Here is a 15,081-nt window from a genome sequence, read left to right on the forward strand (position 1 = left end):
ACCCAGCCGCCCCGCCCGGGCTCGGTGCCGTCCTTCCCGCAGCGCGCCGCGCCGCAGCCGGCCTCCCCGCCCTGGGGCAGCCAGGCAGCCGCGCCGCAGCAGGGCATGGCCCCCGCGCCCGGCCCCTGGCAGAACCAGGCGGCGCAGGCACCGGCACGCGGCGGCGGCTTCCTGGCGAGCGCGCTGACCACGGCGGCCGGCGTCGCCGGCGGCATGGTCGCCGGCAACATGCTGATGAACGCGCTCGGCGGCGGCAAGAGCGCAACCGGCGAAGCCAAGGCGGCCGAAGCGCATACGGCGGAGAACAAGGACGCCTCGCAGGCCAGCGATGCGGCGAAGGACACGCAGACGGCGGCCGACCAGCAGCCCGCCGTCGAGCCGCAGCAGGACTATCAGGAGCCGAGCTATCAGGACGCCAGCTACGACGATGCCGGCTACGATGATGGCCTGGGCGGCGACGACGACTGGGTCTGAGCGCCGCACGGCTCGCTGAAAAGGACGAGGCCCGCCTGGCGACAGGCGGGCCTTTTCCGTCCGGTGGCGCGTCGCCGGTCTCAGATCACGACGACCTTCGCCCCGACGCGCACCCGCTCGTAGAGGTCGATCACATCCTCGTTGTTCATGCGGATGCAGCCGGAGGAGACCGCCTGGCCGATCGTGTTCGGCTCGTTGGTGCCGTGGATGCGGTAGAGCGAGGAGCCGAGATAGAGGGCGCGCGCGCCGAGCGGGTTCTCCGGGCCGCCGGCCATGAAGCGCGGCAGGTCGGGCCGGCGCTTGAGCATCTCGGCCGGCGGGGTCCAGCTCGGCCATTCGGCCTTGCGGGTGATGCTCTTCATCCCGGCCCATTCGAAGCCGGGACGGCCGACGCCGATGCCGTAGCGCAGGGCCCGGCCGCCGGGCTGGACCAGGAAGAGGAAGCGCCGCGGCGTGTCGATGATGATGGTGCCCGGCCTGTGCGGCCCGTCATAGGCGACCTCCTGCTTCTGGAAGCGCGGATCGAGCGTGCGCGCGATCGGCCGCTCGGCCGGCAGCGGCTCGCCGAGCGCCGCCGAGCGACGCTCGCGGCGCGGCTCCATCGGATCGCCCTGGACCGGAACCGGCGGCTCGTAGTCGGAGAGGCGACGCATCGCCGGCTGCTGGCCGTAGGCTCCGCGCGGCGGGCGGTTGTACACCGCCCCGCCCCGGCCATAATCGGTCGGGTCCCGCCCGGTCATCAGCATCTCGATGAAGCCGCCGCCATATTGGCCACGCGCCGTGGCGCTCGTGACCATCGGATCGGCCGGGCGCCAATAGGTCTGGGCGCTGGCCTGGACTGAGAGCTGGAGGGCGCCGCCGAGCACGGCGAGAGGAACGAGATAGAGCGGACGCATGACGCAACTCTCTGGACGCAACGTGCCGAAAGCGTGCGGCGAGGCATTGAAATGAATGGTGAATCGTTGACTCTGGCGGGCCGGGAATGGCCCGGATCGTGCGAATTCCGGCGGTTAACCTTAGCGATCGGCGAGCAAACGCGGTAAACGCGCGGTTTCCCGTGATCGCTCGGCCTATCGCGTCCGGCTCCTGCGCATGGCGAGCCAGAGCCGCAGCAGCGTCCGGCACCGCGCCACGTCGAAAGCCAGCATCAGCCCGCCATAGACGGTGGCGCCGAGCGCGGCCTGAAGCAGCAGCTCGACCGGGGGCTGAAAACGACCGGAGAGCGGCCAGACGGCCGCCGTCATCAGCGCCACCGCAGCGATGACGAGGCCGACATCGCGCAGCCTCGGCAGGGTCGGCAGGGCTCGCAACGCGAGCCAGCCGGTGACGAGGAGAACCACGAGGAAGCTCACGGTCTGGCCGATGGCGAAGCGCTGCGGCCCAGCCGCCGCAAATCCGAAGACGAGCGCGAGATTGGCGGCGAGGCCGACGCAGGCGGCCAGCGTCACCGTTCCCGTGCGCTTGCCGAGCAGGAAGACGGGATAGAGCCCGGCGACGAACACCGTGAGCGCGACGAAGCCGGGCAGCAGCAGCCGCAGATAGGGCGCGAAGCGCCCCCGAAACTCCGCCGGCACCAGCAGCGCTTCGAAGGCCGGCAACACCAGGAAAAGGCCGGCCGCCACCGGCAGTGCCACCATCAGCACGACCACCAGATTGTCGGCGATGCGCGCCTCCGCCGCGCGCCGGCCCCGGGTCTCGTCGAGCCGGAGGACCGCGCGCAGCATGACGATCTCGAGCGTCGCGGCGAGCGTGCCGAACAGGCGCAGGCCCATATCGGCCGCGAGCGAGAAATAGCCCGCCTCGGCAAAGCCATAGGCATCGGCGAGCAGCGACCGGTTGAGCAGCGGGATCAGCGAGTAGATCGCGTTGGCTCCGACGAGCGGCAGCGCATAGCGGGCGAAGTCGAGCGCCAAGTCGCGCCGTGCCGCCGACCAGGACAGCGGCGCGTCGGCGAGCGAGCGGCGCACCGTCAGGAGGGCCGCCATCACGCTGAGCACGCCGCCGAACATCACGACCGTCGCGTCGCGCGTCCACCAGGCGCCGCCAACCATCAGCAGCAGCGCCAGCACGTTCTTGACGATGATCAGCCGGGCATAGGCCGCGTCGAGGAAACGGGCGCGGGCGATGGCGCCGTGATAATCGAAAAGGCCGGCGCAGATGCCGCCGAGCACCGAGGCCACGACCAGCATCGCCGGCAGGCCGAAATCGACCCCGGCGGCGACGGCTGCGACCAGGAGACCGGTGAGCGCAATGGTGATGCCGGCGCTCAGAACGTCGAGCGTCGCCCTGATCTGCGGCTGTTCCTCCCGGCTCTTCTGCGAGTAGAAGCGGATGGCCGACAGCTTGATCCAGTCGAGCAGCGCCGTGTTGACGAGGACGATGATCGCGGCGCCGATGGCATAGCGGCCGAACTCGGCCGGGCCGAGGAAAAAGGCGATGAGCAGCCCGAGGGCGAAATTCAGCCCGGCATTGATCACGAAGGGCAGGAGAACGGTCATGACGCCATCGCGAAAGGGCCCGCCGGCGCGACGCCGGTCCCGCATGACTGCGCTGATTCCGCCCAACCGCCAAACCGTCCATGTCCCGGCCCGCGCCGCCCGGGCCCGGCGCCATGCCGTCGCGGCGGATTGAAGCGATGCCGGGCGACCCGCTGTTCTATCTCGTGGGCTGGGCGACGACATTGCTCGTCGGCATCGGCAAGGGCGCCTTCGGCGGCGGGCTCGCCATCCTCGGCGTGCCGCTGCTGGCGCTCGTCGTCGATCCCTTGCAGGCTGCGATCATGGTGGCGCTGCTGGTCGCGGCGATGGACATCGTCGCCATCGGCAGCTTCGGCGCCTCGACCTGGTCGAAGCCCGACCTCGCCTGGCTGATCCCCGGCCTGATCGCCGGCATCGCCATCGGCTATGCGATATTTCTCGTCGTCGACGCCCGCATCGTGACGCTGATCATCGGGCTCGTCACCCTCGCCTTCACGGCGCACTGGTTCCTGCGCGGCCGGGCGGCGCCCGCGGGCCACCTGCCGGTGTCGCCGCCGCTGGCGCTGCTCGCCGGCACTGCCTCGGGTTTCACCACCTTCGTCGCCCATGCCGGCGGCCCGCCCGTGGCGATGTACCTGCTGGCGCGCGGGCTGACCAAGAGCAGATTCGTCGGCACGACCATCGCCTTCTTCATGCTCGGCAACCTGCTGAAGCTGCCGCCCTATGTCGCGCTGGGCCTGAAGCAGCCGCAGGCGCTCTGGGCCGCGCTCGCGCTGCTGCCGGCCGCGCCAGTCGGCGTTTGGCTGGGGCGCTGGCTGCATGAGCGGCTCGACCAGAAGCGGCTGTTCTTCGCCTGCTACCTGCTGCTCGCCGCGGCCGCGCTGAAGCTGACGGCCGACGCCGCGCTGGCATTGCTGCGATAACGGCATGGCAGGAGCGCGGGCCGCCCATCTTTGCAGCGCGGCGCATTGGCCCTAAGCGATCCGTCATGACCGCTCTGCCTCCCCTTCGCGACGCGACCGACGCCGATTCGGAGCCGCTCGCCGCCCTGATCGCCGCGACCTTCGCCGAGTATCCGAACTGCCTGTTCGACTGGTCCGAGTTCCCGGAACTGCGCCGCCCCGCCAGCCATTATGCCGAAAGGGGCGGCAGGCTCTGGGTCGCGGACGGGACGGAGGGCCGCATCGTCGGCTCGATCGCCGTGGTGCCGGTGCCCGACCAGAACGCGGTCGAGCTGTTCAAGGTCTATGCCGATCCGAGCCAGCGCGGCGGCGGTCTGGCGCAGGCGCTGTTCGCGCGCACGCTCGCCTTCGCGGAAGCGGGCGGCTATGGCGAGATGATGCTGTGGTCGGACAGCCGCTTCGCGCGCGGCCACCGCTTCTACGAGAAGCTCGGCTTCGTGCGCTGGCCGGGCGAGCGCTATCTCGCCGACATCTCGTCCAGCTGGGAATACCATTTCCGCAAGCCGCTCGCCCCGGCGACGCCATGACCCTCGGCACGGCGCTGCGAGCGGTCCTCGGCATCGCGCTGCTCACCGCGATGGACGCGGTGATCAAGGCGCAGATGCTGCAGCATCCGTTCCTGCTGGCGCTGTTCATGCGCTTCGCCATGGGCGCGGTCTGCGCACTCGCCGTCGTCGCGGTCCTGCGCCCGCCGGCGCCGACGCGGGCGAGCGTGATCGGCAACAGCGCCCGTATCCCGATCGTCATCCTGACCGCCGGCAGCTTCTTCTATTCGGTCTCGGTGCTGCCGCTCGCCGAGGCGCTGACGCTGTCCTTCCTGGCGCCGGTCTTCGTCGCCCTGCTCGGGGCGCTGATCCTGAAGGAGCGGCTCGACGGGCGCATTCTGCATGCGCTCGGCTTCGGCCTCGCCGGCATGCTGGTGATGGTCTGGCCGCGCCTGCACGGCGGCGTCACCGGCGCCGAGCTCGGCGTCGCCGCCGCGCTGTTCTCGGCGCTCTCCTATGCCTTCAACCTGATCCTGCTGCGCAGGATCGCGGTGAAGGAGCACCCGGCGATCATCGTCCTGTTCCAGAATGCCGGGCCGGCGCTGTGCCTCGCCTGGCCGGCCTCCCGCGCCCTCCAGCCGATGAGCGGCGGCGACCTGCTCGCCTATCTCGGAGCCGGCGCGCTCGGCGTCGCCGGGCATTTCGCGCTGACCTCGGCCTTCGCCCGCGCCCCCGCCTCGCGGCTGGCGCCGATCGAATACACGGCGCTGGTCTGGGCGAGCCTGCTCGGCTGGTTCGTCTTCGGCGAGGCGCCGCTCTGGACCACCTATGCCGGTGCGCTGCTGATCATCGCCGGCGCCTTCGCCGTCAGCCGGCGCTGAGGACCGCCGCAAAATCGCCGGTTTGCTCGGCGTTGTGCACGGGGCGATGCGAGGGGAGAAACCGGCCGCCATGTTTGCCTTCCGCTCCAACCGCGATTGACCCGGCATGCGGCGCGCCGGCATCGCTGCTCGCGTCCTGCGCGAGCCCGGCCTTCCCGCCGCGCTCTGCTTCCACCTCCTGCTCGGCATCCTGGTCGCGATCCGAACGATCGACAGCTTCGTGCCGGCACAGGAAACCAGCGTCGAGGTCGAGTTGGTCTCCCCAGAGACCTTGACGCCACCGGCACCGCCTCCCGTCCCCGCGCAGGCGCCCACTCCCCCACCGGCGGCCGAGATCACGCAGTCTCCACCATCAGCGCCGCCTCCCGTGCGGCCGGACAAATCCACCGCCCCGCCTGTCCCTCCGCCCGCCGAACCATCGGCAATGATCACGGCCCGGACGCTGCATTCCGAGAGCGTGCTGGCCAATCCGCGCAGCCGCGGGACGCGGGAGGCGCTGAAGACGCTCGACGCGGCCGAGCGCATCGAGCAGCTCTGCAATCTCGAGGCGATGAGCCAGATCCATGCCTGGAAGGCGGAGTTCGAGCCGGATCGCGTCGTCGCCTACGCCATGGCCGGCACCAAGCTGTCAAAGACCATCCTGGAAGCCGAGGGCGCCGCCTTCCGCAGCCGTAAGCAATGGTACGGCTTGCGCTTCCGCTGCGAGATGGCGGCGGACGGCAAGGTCACCGGCTTCCAGTTCCGCGTCGGCGAGGCGATTCCGCGCAGCGAATGGGCGGCGCATGACCTGCCGCCCGAACATTGACGTGGCCGCAGCCGCCTCAGGCCGGCTTGCCGCAATAGGCCTCCAGCCGGTAGCCGTCGGGATCGACGACGAAGGCGGCGTAATAGTCTGGGCCATAGGCTTCACGCAGGCCGGGCCGGCCGTTGTCGGTGCCACCGGCGGCCAGCGCCGCCGCATGGAAGGCGTCGACGCTCGCGCGCGTCGGAGCGACGAAGCAGAAATGCAGGTTGGAGTCGCGATCCGGCGGCACCGGCGCCGAAACGGCCCCGATCCAGAGCCCGACACTGCCCTTGCCATAGCCGAGCGAGCTCTCCTCGGCGCTCAGGCAGTCATAGCCGAGCGCGCCGAGCGCCGCGTCGTAGAAGCGCTTCGCGCGGGCGATCTCGCGAACGCCGATCGAGACGTGATCGAACATGATGGTCCTCCCGGATGCTCAGGGTGCGACGCGCCTGGCGCGGAAATCCGCCTGGATCTGCCAGCTCGCGCCGTCGTCGCGCGATCGGTCGCCGATCCAGTGGAACGAATCCGGCGTGATCTCGGTGAAGCGCCAGCGGATCGCGGTGCCGTCCTCGAGCCGGCCGTGCTGGACGATGTCCCTGCCCTCGGCGCGGCCGATCTGATGCGTGTAGTACTGCTTGACCGGGTCGTTCCAGCGGATGTGCCAGGCGTCCCGGCCGGGGTCGTAGACGCGCAGCGTCGTGCCGTGGAAGAAGCCGGGCAAGGTCCAGACATCCTGCACGGCGCGCCCGCCCAGCACCCAACCGAAATGGATCTCGCCCCTGGCCTCGTGACGCTGGCCGTCATCGGTGTGCATCACCGCATCCATGGTCCAGGCGCCGACGAACTGGCCGTAGAGGGCGAGCTTGTGCGCGTATTCGGGCGCCGGCCCGGCGGCGACGAGGGCATCGGCCAGCACCGATGGCGCTGCTGTCATGATCGGGCTCCGTTCCTGTTCAGATGGCGCCCACCTAGACCCGGAGCCTCGGGCCCCGCTTGGGAAAAACTGCTAAACTTTCACTCATGACCACCACAGCGCATCGTCTGGCGTCGGGCCCCGGCTGGCGGGTCAGCGACATCGTCTGCACCGCCGGTCCGGACGACAGGCCTTTCGAGGAAGAGCATCCGCATCACTGCATCGCCATCGTCCGCAGCGGCACGTTCCGCTATCGATCGGCGCAAGGCAGCGCCGTCCTGGCGCCAGGTTCGCTGCTGCTCGGCAACCGCGGCGCCTGCTTCGAATGCGGCCATGAGCACGCGGCCGGCGACCGCTGCCTCGCCTTCCAGTTCGAACCGGCCTATCTCGAGGGCATCGTCGCATCGGTGCCGGGCGCCCGGAGGATCGGCTTCGCGCAGGCGCAGCTGCCGCCCCTGCCCCGGCTCGCCGGCCTGACGGCAGCGGCGGAGCTCGCCGCCGACGATCGCGACGGGCTCGAAGAGATCGCGCTGCGCCTCGCCGGCGCAGTGACCGGCCTGCTCTCCGACGCCGGGCCCGGGGCCAGGACGCCGAGCGCACGCGATCAGCGCCGGATCACGCGGGCGCTGCGCCATATCGAGGCACATTGCGAGGAGGCGCTGTCGCTCGGCGCGCTGGCGCGACAGGCGGCGATGAGCCCCTATCACTTCCTGCGGACATTCCGCGCCATAGTCGGGATGACGCCGCATCAATACGTGCTGCGCAGCCGCCTGCATCGTGCGGCATTGCTGCTGCGGCGCACGGAGCGGCCGGTCGCCGGCATCGCCTTCGACTGCGGCTTCGGCGATCTCTCGACCTTCAACCGGCGCTTCAAGCGGGTGATGGGCAAGAGCCCGAACGCGTATCGCGGCGCCTGAGCGGCACTCAGCGCCTCGCGCCGAAGATCATGCAGGTCTCCGTCCCGTGCGCCAGCAGCTTGCCCAGGGCGTCGACCAGCCTGCCCTCGCTGGTCGCGACCGAGCCGCCGCGGTGGATCAGCCTGCCTTCGCAACGCACCGGGCCGTTTGCCGGCATGACGGGGCGGACATAGTTCAGCTTCATCTCCAGCGTGGTATAGCCCTCGCCGGCCCGCAGCGCTGAATGCACGGCGCAGGCCATGGCGGAATCGAGGATGGTCGCGGTCCAGCCGCCATGGATCGTCCCGAGCGGATTGAAGAAGCGCGGCGAAGGCCTGCCGACGAAGACCGCCCTGCCTTCCTCGGCCTCGGCCAGGTCGAAATCCATCGCGTCGGCGAAGGGCGGGCCGGGATGGCGCCCCTCGATCATGCCGCGCAGGAAGGCCGCGCCGTCCTCCGCAAGCAGGACATCACGGCTGACGACACCGATCTGGCGGGACATGCGGAAGCTCCATCTCAATAGTGTAGATACACGATAGAGATGGAGCTCAGCTCGGGTCAAGCGCTCGCACCGTCATTGCGAGCGGAGCAAAGCAATCCAGGACGACTTGCCATTGCGCCCGCCCCACCCCTGGATTGCTTCGTCGCTTTGCTCCTCGCAATGACGGTACTAGCCGACGGCCCGAGCCGCCCGCCGGATCGCTCTGAGGCTGTCGCGCGTCTCGCTCCAGCGTTCCTGGCCGAGCCCGCTCTCAATCCTGTCCTGCGCCGCGCGCCAATAGGGGATCGCCGCCTCGATCGCGGCGCGGCCCTTGTCGGTCACCGCATAGGTGAGCGCCCTGCCCTTGCAGTCGACGGGCTCGATCAGCTTCTCGGCGGCGAGCAGTTGCAGGTTGCGCGTCAGCGACGTCCGCTCCAGCGCGAAACGGTCGGCGAGTTCGGTGACCGAGCGCCAGGCGCCGGTCGAGAGCGCCGAGAGCAGCACGAACTGGGTGATCTTCAGCCCGCTCGGCCGCATCGCCTCGTCATAGGCACGTGTCACCGCGCGCGCCGTCATGCGCACATGCAGCACCACGCAGGAACGGGCGATGTCGTCGAGGCGAGGGTCGATGGCTGGCGTCGTCATCTCGCCACGATAGCGGGTTTAACGTGCGCCCGCAGCAGGGCTGATCGGCCACCGGAGGGGGCGTTCACCTTTTGCGTGGCGGATTCCTTGACTCGCGCAGGCCTCGGGCCTATCTCCGCGACGTCGGTTAGCACTCACTTGGTGAGACTGCTAACAGATCCCTTTCGCGGGCCGATCTCGCGCCCGTCCAGAATGCCACCGAGAGGAAGACAGAACCATGAAGTTCCGTCCGCTGCATGACCGCGTTGTGGTCCGTCGCCTTGATAGCGAGGAGAAGACCAAGGGCGGGATCATCATCCCCGACACCGCCAAGGAAAAGCCCCAGGAGGGCGAGGTCGTCGCCGTCGGCCCCGGCGCCCGCGACGAGGCCGGCAAGCTGGTCGCACTCGACGTCAAGAAGGGCGATCGCGTCCTCTTCGGCAAGTGGAGCGGCACCGAGGTCAAGATCGACGGCCAGGATCTCCTGATCATGAAGGAATCCGACATCATGGGCGTCGTCGGCTGAGCAGCCTGTCGATAGCCCTTCCGTAGAGTTCAATCAGGAGTAGTCTCATGGCTGCCAAAGAAGTTCGCTTCTCCACCGATGCCCGCGACAAGATGCTGCGCGGTGTCGAAATCCTGAACAACGCCGTCAAGGTCACGCTGGGTCCGAAGGGCCGCAACGTCGTGATCGAGAAGTCGTTCGGCGCGCCGCGCATCACCAAGGACGGCGTCACCGTCGCCAAGGAGATCGAGCTCGGCGACAAGTTCGAGAACATGGGCGCCCAGATGGTGCGCGAAGTGGCCTCGAAGCAGAACGACGCCGCCGGTGACGGCACCACCACCGCGACCGTGCTCGCCGCCGCCATCATGCGCGAAGGCCTGAAGTCGGTTGCCGCCGGCATGAACCCGATGGACCTGAAGCGCGGCATCGACCTCGCCGTCGAGGCCATCGTCGCCGATCTCAAGAAGAACTCGAAGAAGGTAACCTCGAACGCGGAAGTCGCGCAGGTCGGCACCATCTCGGCGAACGGCGACGAGTCGGTCGGCAAGATGATCTCGACCGCGATGCAGAAGGTCGGCAACGAGGGCGTCATCACCGTCGAGGAGGCCAAGACCGCCGAGACCGAGCTCGACGTCGTCGAGGGCATGCAGTTCGACCGCGGCTACCTCTCGCCCTATTTCATCACCAACGCCGAGAAGATGGTGGCCGAGCTCGAGGACCCCTACATCCTCGTCTTCGAGAAGAAGCTGTCGTCGCTCCAGGCGATGCTGCCGATCCTCGAGGCGGTGGTGCAGACCGGCAAGCCGCTGCTGATCATCGCCGAGGACGTGGAGGGTGAGGCGCTCGCCACCCTCGTCGTCAACAAGCTCCGTGGCGGCCTCAAGGTCGCGGCCGTCAAGGCTCCGGGCTTCGGCGACCGCCGCAAGGCCATGCTCGAGGACATCTCGATCCTGACCGCCGGCCAGATGATCTCGGAAGACCTCGGCATCAAGCTCGAGACCGTGACGCTCAACATGCTCGGCCGCGCCAAGAAGGTGCGGATCGAGAAGGAGAACACCACGATCATCGACGGCGCCGGCAAGAAGAAGGACATCGAGGGCCGCGTTTCGCAGATCAAGGCGCAGATCGAGGAGACCACCTCGGACTACGACCGCGAGAAGCTCCAGGAGCGACTGGCCAAGCTCGCCGGCGGCGTCGCGGTCATCCGCGTCGGCGGCGCGACCGAGGTCGAGGTCAAGGAGAAGAAGGACCGCGTCGACGATGCCCTGAACGCCACCCGCGCCGCGGTGGAAGAAGGCATCCTGCCGGGTGGCGGCGTCGCCCTGCTGCGCGCCCTGTCGACCGTCAAGTCGATCAAGACCCAGAACGACGACCAGAAGACCGGCGTCGAGATCGTGCGCCGCGCGATCATGGCCCCGGCCAAGCAGATCGTCGACAATGCCGGCGACGACGGCGCGGTCGTGGTCGGCAAGCTGCTGGAATCGAAGGAGTACGCCTACGGCTACAACGCCCAGACCGGCGAGTATGGCGATCTGGTCAAGGCCGGCATCATCGACCCGACCAAGGTCGTGCGCACGGCGATCCAGGACGCGGCTTCGGTCGCCGGCCTGCTGATCACCACCGAGGCGATGATCGCCGAGCTGCCGAAGAAGGAGGCCCCGATGCCTCCGATGGGCGGCGGCGGCATGGGCGGCATGGACTTCTGAGGACGTCCACACACCCAAGACCTCAGCGCCGAAACCGGGCAGGCCCGGTTTCGGTGGCGGTATGGAGGCCCGGCTCGCGCCGGGCCTTCTTTCGTTTTGCCGGCGTGTCGCGCAAACGACATCGCTTCGTAACGGCACTGACGCCGGCGGATGGTCAGATCGGGCGTCTTCGGAGCCCCAGCCATGATCGACCGCCGCCTGCTGCTCGCCGGCTCAGCCTCGAGCCTCGTATTGCCCGCCTTCGCCCAGCAGGACTGGCGCGCGACGGTCACGGAGATCCGCTTCGGCGTCTCCTCAGCGGAGAACGAGGCGGCCGCCATCGCGCGCAACCAGCCCGTAGTCGACCATCTCGCGAAAAAACTGGGCGTGCCGGTGAAGCTCTACCGGGTCAGCGACTATGCCGGGCTGGTCGAGGCGATGCGTGCCGACCAGCTCGAATTCGCCCGCTTCGGACCGGCGGTCTACTCGCTCGGCCGGCGCGTGCTCGGCGACAAGCTGCAGCCGCTGTTCCGCGACGTCGATAACAACGGCCAGGAAGGCTATTACTCGGTCGTGGTGGTACGCGCCGACAGCCCCTACAAGTCGGTCGCCGACCTCAAGGGCAGGAGCTTCGCCTTCGCCGATCCGAACTCGACCTCCGGCTTCGCCTTTCCCGCCTATTTCCTGCGCAAGCAGGGCTTCGATCCGCAGGCGCATTTCGGCGGGACGGTGTTCTCCGGCGGGCACGACAATTCGGTCCTGGCGCTGGTCCGGGGCCAGTTCGACGGCGTCGCGACCTATCAGGTCAACGAGAACTCCGGCGTGGTGCAGCGGCTGACGCTGCGCGGCATGATTCCCGCCGGAGCGACGCGCGTGATCTGGACCTCGCCGCTCATTCCGGCGAGTCCGTTCTCGACGCGGGCGAACCTGCCGCAGGCACTCAAGGACGAATTCGTCGCGGCGATGCTGGCGATGAAGGACGAGGCTCCGGAGGTGTTCAGGACCTTCACCGACGGGCAGGTGTCACGCTATGCGCCGGCGAAGCACGAGGACTACCTCGACGTCATCGCCGTGACGGAGGAGCTGGAAGCGCGCCGCAAGCAGAAGCCCGGCGGCTGAGCGCCATGCTGCTGGAGGCACACAGCTTTTCACAGGCTCGAGCGGTCACCCGCTTGCATCGACTTTCGTTGTAAGCCCTAAATCGCGCAGGTGCGGCATCCTGCCGCGCTCCGCTCCCGGGGGCCCCTCCATGAACAATCCTGCCCTGGCCGACGCCGCCAAGCTCGTCGGCCGGATTCTGCTCGCCCTGATGTTCGTGCTCGCAGGCTGGTCGAAGATCACCGGCTATGCCGGCACGCAGCAATATATGGGTTCGGCCGGCGTGCCCGGTATCCTGCTGCCGCTCGTCATCATCGTCGAACTGCTCGGCGGCCTGATGATCATCGTCGGCTTCAAGACCCGGCTCGTCGCGCTCGTGCTCTGCGCCTTCACCATCGCGGCCTCGTTGCTGTTCCATCTCAACTGGGCACAGCCGATGCAGCAATTGCTGTTCCTGAAGAACCTCGCCGTCGCCGGCGGCTTCCTCCTGCTCTTCGCCGCCGGGCCCGGCACCTATTCGGTCGACAAGGGATGAGCACGAGGCAGGCCGCATCCGTCGGCGTTCGGCCGGCGGGCGAAGGAACCTCCATCACAAAACCCTGAAAAAGCGCGGCCCGGCCTTGAGTCGGGCCTTTTTTGTGCGCAGGGCTGCTCTACAACGCTCTCTTCCGGCAGCGCGGCTCCCGCGCTGATTCCCCGACAAGGACGATGCCATGCGCCTGTTGAGTTTCGCCGTCGCTGCGCTCGCCGTGATCGCGCTCGTGGTCGGCCAGCAGAGCGGCAGCGCCGGCCTGCTCGGCCTCGGCGCCGTCGGCCTGCTGCTGGCATTCGCGACCTTCCGCGCCGCCGCGATCAGCACCTTCCTCAGGATCTTCTCGACCATCTTCGCGGTGGAATACGCCGTCACCGGCGCCGGCGTGGTCCTGACGCAGACCGGCCTCTGGCCGTCCGGCTGGGAGGCGATCGCGCCGCCGGCGAGCCTGCCGACGACGATCGCGGTCTTCGGCATTCTCGTCTACGCGATCTCGTTCATCCCGGCGATCCAGCGCATCGCACGGCTGGCCTCGCCCTATTTCGAGGCGCCCGAACCGACCACCGCGCAGCTCTGGCCGGTGAAGCGCTTCCGGATCGGTACCGGCCGCCTCGGGGTCGTGCTGCTGACCTTTCTCGTGGTGCTCAACCAGATCCAGGTCGGCATCTCGCTGCGCCTGTCCTTCTTCAACCGCGACTTCTACAATGCGATCCAGGAAAAGGACGCGGCGGGCTTCTGGTATCAGCTGATCTACGTCTTCAGCGTCTGGGCGGCGATCTCGGTCGTCTCGAACCTGATCGAGCTGTTCGCCAACTATACCCTGCTGATCCGCTGGCGCCGCTGGATGGCGGAGAAATTCAGCTCCGCCTGGCTGCGCAATGCCAATCACTACCGGGTTTCGCTCGCCGGCACCGCCGACAACCCCGACCAGCGCATCGCCGAAGACACGCGCGCCTTCGTCAACCAGACTTATAATTTTGCCTTACCGCTGCTGACGCAGATTTCCACCCTTGTTTCGTTCTCGATTATCCTCTGGTCGATACCTGTCGCAAGTGTAGTTCCCGGCACCGATATCAGCATTCCTGGCTTCATGTTCTGGATGGCGCTGATCTATTCAATCGCCGCAACCTGGATCGCCCATATGATTGGTCGGTCGATGATTTCTCTTGAATTCGAACAAGAGCGGCGCGAGGCAAATTTCCGCTTTGCCATGGCGCGGCTGCGTGAATACTCCGAACAGATCGCGCTGATGCGCGGCGAAGGCGCGGAGCAGCGCCATATCAGCGAGCGCTTCGGCGATATCGTCTGGAACTTCTATCGGCTGGTCTGGGCGCGTCTCCGGCTGAGGACCTTTACGCTCTCCTTCGCCCAGGCCAATGTCGTCGTGCCCTACATCCTGCTCGCGCCGCACTATTTCTCCAGCAAGATCACTTTGGGCATCATGACCCAGGTCGCGTCCGCCTTCGACCGGGTGCAGACGGCCATGTCGTTCTTCATCGACAGCTACCAGACGATCGCCGCCTACGTCGCCTCGATCAACCGCCTGACCACCTTCGAGGCCGCGATCGCCCAGGCGGAGGCGCAGGGGGCGGGGGGCGCCGGCGCTGCGATCGACCTCGCCGAGAAGCCCGGCAGGGACACGACGATCGAGACGCTGTCGCTCGCCCTGCCGACCGGCAAGCCGATCGTCCAGGTGTCCGGGCTGACATTGTCGGCAGGTCGGTCGACCCTGGTCATCGGCCCGTCCGGCTCGGGCAAGTCGACCCTGTTCCGGGCGCTCGCCGGCATCTGGCCCTTCGGCGAAGGCAAGATCGCGACGCCGGCCGGCCAGCGCATGCTGCTCCTGCCGCAACGGCCCTACCTGCCGCAAGGCAGCCTCAGGACCGCCCTCGCCTATCCGGCCGGGCCCGACACGTTCAGCGACGTGGAGATCCAGGCGGCGATGGAGAAGGTCAAGCTCGGCCATCTCGCCGACCGGCTCGACGAGGTCGACCTCTGGGGCCAGCGCCTCTCCGGCGGCGAGCAGCAGCGCCTCGCCGTCGCGCGCGCCCTGCTGGCGAAACCGGACTGGCTCTTCCTCGACGAGGCGACGGCTTCGCTCGACGAGCAGCTCGAAGGCGAGATCTACGAGGTGATCCGGCGCGAGCTGCCGGGAACCAGCATCGTCTCGATCGGGCACCGCTCGACGCTGCGCGCCATGCACGACGATCTGATCGTGATGGAGAAGAATGCCGACGGCACATTCAGCCCCAGGGCGAAGGCCATGACGGCTGCGGGGTGACAG

Annotated in this window: 17 protein-coding genes; 11 read left to right on the forward strand and 6 right to left on the reverse strand. The window is 68.3% G+C overall.

Annotated elements, in window-relative coordinates; translation table 11 throughout:
• Window positions 1–474, forward strand: a 474-nt coding sequence (locus CS1GBM4_RS06460; protein WP_186417883.1) for a DUF2076 family protein, incomplete at its 5' end; no start/stop codon positions are given.
• An 80-nt stretch (window positions 475–554) separates the two neighbouring features.
• Here the strand turns inward: CS1GBM4_RS06460 and CS1GBM4_RS06465 are convergent.
• Together CS1GBM4_RS06465 and CS1GBM4_RS06470 are read right to left on the reverse strand one after the other, a co-directional pair.
• Window positions 555–1,271: a L,D-transpeptidase gene (locus CS1GBM4_RS06465; RefSeq protein ID WP_186418044.1), complete on the reverse strand. Its 717-nt coding sequence runs from the start codon at window positions 1,269–1,271 to the stop codon at window positions 555–557.
• Between the two features lie 273 nt (window positions 1,272–1,544).
• Complete coding sequence (locus CS1GBM4_RS06470; RefSeq protein WP_186417884.1) at window positions 1,545–2,972, reverse strand: lipopolysaccharide biosynthesis protein; 1,428 nt, start codon at window positions 2,970–2,972, stop codon at window positions 1,545–1,547.
• Window positions 2,973–3,109: 137 nt separating this feature from the next.
• On the opposite strand from CS1GBM4_RS06470, the gene CS1GBM4_RS06475 reads away from it, so the two are divergent.
• The 4 genes from CS1GBM4_RS06475 (at window position 3,110) to CS1GBM4_RS06490 (ending at window position 6,084) form a co-directional block, all read left to right on the forward strand.
• Window positions 3,110–3,874 carry a sulfite exporter TauE/SafE family protein gene (locus CS1GBM4_RS06475; protein WP_186417885.1) on the forward strand — a complete coding sequence of 255 codons (765 nt, stop codon included), beginning with the start codon at window positions 3,110–3,112 and terminating at the stop codon, window positions 3,872–3,874.
• A gap of 65 nt (window positions 3,875–3,939) precedes the next feature.
• A complete protein-coding gene (locus CS1GBM4_RS06480) occupies window positions 3,940–4,440 on the forward strand; it encodes a GNAT family N-acetyltransferase (RefSeq protein WP_186417886.1) in 501 nt (166 codons plus the stop codon).
• The gene (locus tag CS1GBM4_RS06485; protein ID WP_186417887.1) at window positions 4,437–5,279 is read left to right on the forward strand and encodes a DMT family transporter; all 843 of its coding nucleotides are present in this window, start codon (window positions 4,437–4,439) and stop codon (window positions 5,277–5,279) included. Before CS1GBM4_RS06480 ends, CS1GBM4_RS06485 begins: the two co-directional genes overlap by 4 nt.
• A gap of 424 nt (window positions 5,280–5,703) precedes the next feature.
• Window positions 5,704–6,084, forward strand: a complete 381-nt coding sequence (locus CS1GBM4_RS06490) for a DUF930 domain-containing protein (RefSeq protein WP_186417888.1) — start codon at window positions 5,704–5,706, stop codon at window positions 6,082–6,084.
• 16 nt (window positions 6,085–6,100) lie between these two features.
• Here the strand turns inward: CS1GBM4_RS06490 and CS1GBM4_RS06495 are convergent, their stop codons facing one another.
• Both CS1GBM4_RS06495 and CS1GBM4_RS06500 read right to left on the reverse strand, forming a co-directional pair.
• On the reverse strand, window positions 6,101–6,478 hold the full coding sequence (locus CS1GBM4_RS06495; RefSeq protein WP_186417889.1) for a VOC family protein: 378 nt from the start codon (window positions 6,476–6,478) through the stop codon (window positions 6,101–6,103).
• A gap of 18 nt (window positions 6,479–6,496) precedes the next feature.
• The gene (locus tag CS1GBM4_RS06500; protein ID WP_186417890.1) at window positions 6,497–6,997 is read right to left on the reverse strand and encodes a hypothetical protein; all 501 of its coding nucleotides are present in this window, start codon (window positions 6,995–6,997) and stop codon (window positions 6,497–6,499) included.
• 86 nt (window positions 6,998–7,083) lie between these two features.
• On the opposite strand from CS1GBM4_RS06500, the gene CS1GBM4_RS06505 reads away from it, so the two are divergent.
• Window positions 7,084–7,893, forward strand: coding sequence for an AraC family transcriptional regulator (locus CS1GBM4_RS06505; protein ID WP_186417891.1), 810 nt, complete (start codon window positions 7,084–7,086; stop codon window positions 7,891–7,893).
• Between the two features lie 7 nt (window positions 7,894–7,900).
• On the opposite strand, the gene CS1GBM4_RS06510 is transcribed toward CS1GBM4_RS06505, so the two are convergent.
• Both CS1GBM4_RS06510 and CS1GBM4_RS06515 read right to left on the reverse strand, forming a co-directional pair.
• Window positions 7,901–8,374, reverse strand: coding sequence for a PaaI family thioesterase (locus CS1GBM4_RS06510; RefSeq protein WP_244607090.1), 474 nt, complete (start codon window positions 8,372–8,374; stop codon window positions 7,901–7,903).
• Between the two features lie 168 nt (window positions 8,375–8,542).
• Entirely contained in the window at window positions 8,543–8,998 is a 456-nt protein-coding gene (locus tag CS1GBM4_RS06515) for a MarR family winged helix-turn-helix transcriptional regulator (RefSeq protein WP_186417893.1), read from the reverse strand.
• Between the two features lie 217 nt (window positions 8,999–9,215).
• Here CS1GBM4_RS06515 and groES point away from each other — a divergent pair, with 217 nt between their 5' ends.
• The 5 genes from groES (at window position 9,216) to CS1GBM4_RS06540 (ending at window position 15,078) form a co-directional block, all read left to right on the forward strand.
• Window positions 9,216–9,503, forward strand: a complete 288-nt coding sequence (groES, locus tag CS1GBM4_RS06520; RefSeq protein ID WP_186417894.1) for a co-chaperone GroES — start codon at window positions 9,216–9,218, stop codon at window positions 9,501–9,503.
• 47 nt (window positions 9,504–9,550) lie between these two features.
• On the forward strand, window positions 9,551–11,188 hold the full coding sequence (groL, locus tag CS1GBM4_RS06525; RefSeq protein WP_186417895.1) for a chaperonin GroEL: 1,638 nt from the start codon (window positions 9,551–9,553) through the stop codon (window positions 11,186–11,188).
• A 183-nt stretch (window positions 11,189–11,371) separates the two neighbouring features.
• Window positions 11,372–12,286, forward strand: coding sequence for a phosphate/phosphite/phosphonate ABC transporter substrate-binding protein (phnD, locus tag CS1GBM4_RS06530; protein ID WP_186417896.1), 915 nt, complete (start codon window positions 11,372–11,374; stop codon window positions 12,284–12,286).
• 130 nt (window positions 12,287–12,416) lie between these two features.
• Window positions 12,417–12,800 (forward strand): DoxX family protein, encoded by a 384-nt coding sequence (locus tag CS1GBM4_RS06535; RefSeq protein ID WP_186417897.1) that lies wholly within the window; start codon window positions 12,417–12,419, stop codon window positions 12,798–12,800.
• Between the two features lie 178 nt (window positions 12,801–12,978).
• Window positions 12,979–15,078 (forward strand): ABC transporter ATP-binding protein/permease, encoded by a 2,100-nt coding sequence (locus CS1GBM4_RS06540; protein ID WP_186417898.1) that lies wholly within the window; start codon window positions 12,979–12,981, stop codon window positions 15,076–15,078.
• Window positions 15,079–15,081: the final 3 nt, after the last annotated feature.

The sequence above is a fragment of the Allobosea sp. CS1GBMeth4 genome (assembly GCF_900185715.1).
Taxonomy (GTDB): domain Bacteria; phylum Pseudomonadota; class Alphaproteobacteria; order Rhizobiales; family Beijerinckiaceae; genus Allobosea.

Bases quoted from the DNA above. Each gene is read 5' to 3' on its own strand.
- CS1GBM4_RS06490 (WP_186417888.1), top strand. From the start codon at position 5,704: ATGATCACGGCCCGGACGCTGCATTCCGAGAGCGTGCTGGCCAATCCG.
- CS1GBM4_RS06510 (WP_244607090.1), bottom strand. From the start codon at position 8,374: ATGTCCCGCCAGATCGGTGTCGTCAGCCGTGATGTCCTGCTTGCGGAG.
- CS1GBM4_RS06480 (WP_186417886.1), top strand. From the start codon at position 3,940: ATGACCGCTCTGCCTCCCCTTCGCGACGCGACCGACGCCGATTCGGAG.
- CS1GBM4_RS06495 (WP_186417889.1), bottom strand. From the start codon at position 6,478: ATGTTCGATCACGTCTCGATCGGCGTTCGCGAGATCGCCCGCGCGAAG.
- CS1GBM4_RS06485 (WP_186417887.1), top strand. From the start codon at position 4,437: ATGACCCTCGGCACGGCGCTGCGAGCGGTCCTCGGCATCGCGCTGCTC.
- CS1GBM4_RS06540 (WP_186417898.1), top strand. From the start codon at position 12,979: ATGCGCCTGTTGAGTTTCGCCGTCGCTGCGCTCGCCGTGATCGCGCTC.
- CS1GBM4_RS06470 (WP_186417884.1), bottom strand. From the start codon at position 2,972: ATGACCGTTCTCCTGCCCTTCGTGATCAATGCCGGGCTGAATTTCGCC.
- CS1GBM4_RS06465 (WP_186418044.1), bottom strand. From the start codon at position 1,271: ATGGTCACGAGCGCCACGGCGCGTGGCCAATATGGCGGCGGCTTCATC.
- groES (WP_186417894.1), top strand. From the start codon at position 9,216: ATGAAGTTCCGTCCGCTGCATGACCGCGTTGTGGTCCGTCGCCTTGAT.
- phnD (WP_186417896.1), top strand. From the start codon at position 11,372: ATGATCGACCGCCGCCTGCTGCTCGCCGGCTCAGCCTCGAGCCTCGTA.
- groL (WP_186417895.1), top strand. From the start codon at position 9,551: ATGGCTGCCAAAGAAGTTCGCTTCTCCACCGATGCCCGCGACAAGATG.
- CS1GBM4_RS06475 (WP_186417885.1), top strand. From the start codon at position 3,110: ATGCCGGGCGACCCGCTGTTCTATCTCGTGGGCTGGGCGACGACATTG.
- CS1GBM4_RS06515 (WP_186417893.1), bottom strand. From the start codon at position 8,998: ATGACGACGCCAGCCATCGACCCTCGCCTCGACGACATCGCCCGTTCC.
- CS1GBM4_RS06500 (WP_186417890.1), bottom strand. From the start codon at position 6,997: ATGACAGCAGCGCCATCGGTGCTGGCCGATGCCCTCGTCGCCGCCGGG.
- CS1GBM4_RS06505 (WP_186417891.1), top strand. From the start codon at position 7,084: ATGACCACCACAGCGCATCGTCTGGCGTCGGGCCCCGGCTGGCGGGTC.
- CS1GBM4_RS06535 (WP_186417897.1), top strand. From the start codon at position 12,417: ATGAACAATCCTGCCCTGGCCGACGCCGCCAAGCTCGTCGGCCGGATT.